The organism is Romboutsia sp. (genome assembly GCF_051659545.1).
Lineage (GTDB): Bacteria > Bacillota > Clostridia > Peptostreptococcales > Peptostreptococcaceae > JBOFOR01.
In genome coordinates, this window is sequence record NZ_JBOFOR010000254.1 from 1 (window position 1) to 2,978 (window position 2,978).

The 2,978-nt window shown below is 29.1% G+C and carries 3 protein-coding genes; all 3 read left to right on the forward strand.

Annotated features, from left to right (window positions below; genetic code table 11):
- Positions 1-376: hypothetical protein (locus tag ACRC03_RS14460; RefSeq protein ID WP_438653291.1), on the forward strand; the 376-nt coding region annotated here is incomplete at its 5' end.
- A gap of 298 nt (positions 377-674) precedes the next feature.
- A complete protein-coding gene (locus ACRC03_RS14465; protein WP_438653292.1) occupies positions 675-1,862 on the forward strand; it encodes a hypothetical protein in 1,188 nt (395 codons plus the stop codon).
- 186 nt (positions 1,863-2,048) lie between these two features.
- Positions 2,049-2,558 (forward strand): hypothetical protein, encoded by a 510-nt coding sequence (locus ACRC03_RS14470; protein ID WP_438653293.1) that lies wholly within the window; start codon positions 2,049-2,051, stop codon positions 2,556-2,558.
- The last annotated feature ends 420 nt before the right edge of the window (positions 2,559-2,978 follow it).

The following is a 2,978-nucleotide window of genomic DNA, read 5'->3' on the forward strand; positions in this document are numbered from 1 at the left end:
GAGTCAGATAGATGTATTAGGCAAAGCAGATAAGATATTAGTATTAAAGGAACGTAGAGAGTTCTATTCTGAATATAAAGACCAGTTCCCACAATCTTTATACTTAGATGTTAAAGGAATTAGGAATATAAGAGCTATCAATGAGTATTGTGGTAGCAAAGTTGATATAGGAAATATTGATAAAATATACTTAGATAAAAAAGTTGAATTTAAATCAGAACCAACTATTGGAGCTAAAGATATTTTAAGTATGTTTGAAAAGGCTATAAAGAGTATAAGTGATGTTAAGAGCTATGATGAACAGTTGAAGCAAAAGAGTGAAAGGGAAGCAATGAAACAAAAGAATAAGAGTAGAAATAGGGGGATGGACAGATAAATAAAAGAGGGTGAATAATAGAATATTACCCCTCTTATTGTTGCATAAAGAAAAAAGATAGACATTTACATAATATTTGGTTAAAATAAAAGTACAAAAAAATAAAGCCCTCGTACTTATAAATATGCTTCGAACCACATTTATAAGAAACTAATTTAGGTATACTGACTACCCAAAAAAGTATTGAAAGCTTTTACTAGCACGATTATAACATCTAGTTAAAAACATTTCAAGCCTTGTTTAGGATATTTAAAACCTAAACAGGGCTTTTTTTATACGTGAAATGAGGGGAATAGTAATGGCAATACTTAAACAAGATAGTTTTTTTGATGGATATACTCATACAATGATAAAAATAATAGGTGATTTAAACCCATTCAATGCTACTGAAAGTTATTATATTGATGATGTAGTGAGTGGATATGAAGGGTACTATGATATTTACAGTACGCCGAACACCTTTAAGAGTGTAGAGAGTAGAGCAGAGAGCAATTTACTACAACTAAGAATGTTGTGGTGTGATATAGATAATGTTGAGAATGTAGAAGAAACAATAAAGCAAATAGATATATTGGTTAAAGAAAATAAAATACCTCGATATCATAAAGTAATATACACTGGTGGAGGTATTCATATAAAGTGGGTAATAAAAGATTACGCTGGAACAAATAAAACTAATTTAATGGTATGGAAAAAGTTACAATACTATTTAAATAATGAGTTGTTAAAGTTAGGTGCAGATTTAAAAGCAATAGCAACAACACAACCATTGAGAGTTGTTGGGACATTAAATAGTAAATATCAAAATATAGTTAAAGAACTAATAGATAATGATATAAAAGAATATGATTTATATGACTTGTATAATAAATACTTGCCATATGATCCAAAGGAAAAGAAACCAAAAGCAAAGAGAAAATCTAAAGTAACATTAATGCAAAATAGCTATAATTTGAATTGTAGTAGGTTTAATGATTTAAAGAAGATATTAAAGTTAAGAGATTATGATATAGAAGGGTGCAGAAATGCCTTTATGATGTTATATGGTACTTATTATATATTATCTACTGGAAGTAGCTCGGATAAGGTTATGAAGGAACTAGAGTGGGTTAGTAGTAAGATAAAGGCTAAAGGTAGGACAAGCCAAAGTGAGTTAAGAACAATAATTAGAAATGGATATAAAAGAGCAGATAATTTAATCTTACCAAAGAATGAAACTATAATAAATATGCTTAATATAAGCGAGGAAGAGCAAAGGGAATTATCAACTATAATTAGTTTAGGCGTAAAAAGAGAAAGAGGGTATGAAACTAAAAAGGTTAATAGAAGAAATGATGATGGATTAACTAAGAGAGAACAACAGAAGAATGAGTTAATTAAAGGTGTTAAGAGTTTAAAATCAAAAGGATTAAATAATACAGAAATAGCAAAAGATTTAGGAGTAAGTAGAGTTTATGTATCAAATATAATAAATGGAAAAGTGTAAACTGAAACGGCGTCTTAATATGTATGTATATTGCTTTCTTTTTTCGTCCCTGGCTAGTCACTAAGTACGGAGATACTTTATCTCTTATTTAGTGGCTATTTTTATGTTGTTAGGTCTAAGCTTCGACAAGGATATTTTTCTATTAGTGTTATAGTAATAATAGAATGTGTTACAGGAGGGGTTTAGATGAATATTGGGATTGAGGACATAGCAAAAGTAGTTAATGAAAAGCTAAAAGAGGGGCTATCAACGGCACAGATTGAAAAAGAAATGAAGGTGGGAAAAGATACTTTAAGAAAAAAATTAAATAGAGCAAACTATAGATACAATAAGGATTTAAAGCAATATGAATTAGTTAGTAACACAGAGGTAACATTAAGTGTTATAACACAACAAAACACAGATGTGTTACATAAAAATAACACATCTGCAACACAGAGTGTTATAACACAAAAAGTTAAGAGTGTAACACAAGAAAAAATAGAGCTTACCGAAGAGGAAATAAATATATTAAAGATTATTACTAGGAATTATAAAATATCAAATAGGAGCTATGAGCTTGAAGGGGAAATTGTAACTAGGTCAGTTAGAACCTATAAAAATGTTTTAGGGCAATTCGCTTCATACTGTAAAGAAAATAATCTATCACAAAAAGATAGTATAGCATTAGCTTTAATAGATTTTATGAAGGTATAGTACTAGTAATGGGTTTTAGGAAATGATAAAATATAATTGTAAATTTATTCGCTAACCCGATAGCGAGGTATAAATGGGTGTTGATACTACTCATTGTCAACTGAAATAAAGAGTACAGTATCCAGATATACTGTAAAGCTTAGGCTTTAAATTAACTGGAGCTAAAAATGATATTTGTTACTTCCTCGATAGCAACCGAAATATGAGGGCTGATACTACTCATTGTCAGCATAAATAAAGGTACTGTATCCAGAGATACAGTATAAAGTCTTAATAGGCTGAAAAAAGACTGGATTGAAGATTTTTAAAATAGTAATACGAAAGTATTGCTATTTTTTTTATGAAAAAATGGTTTTTATTTAGTAAATTATGTGGTATAATTTATGTATGACAAGCGTCATACATTGTCATACATGACAG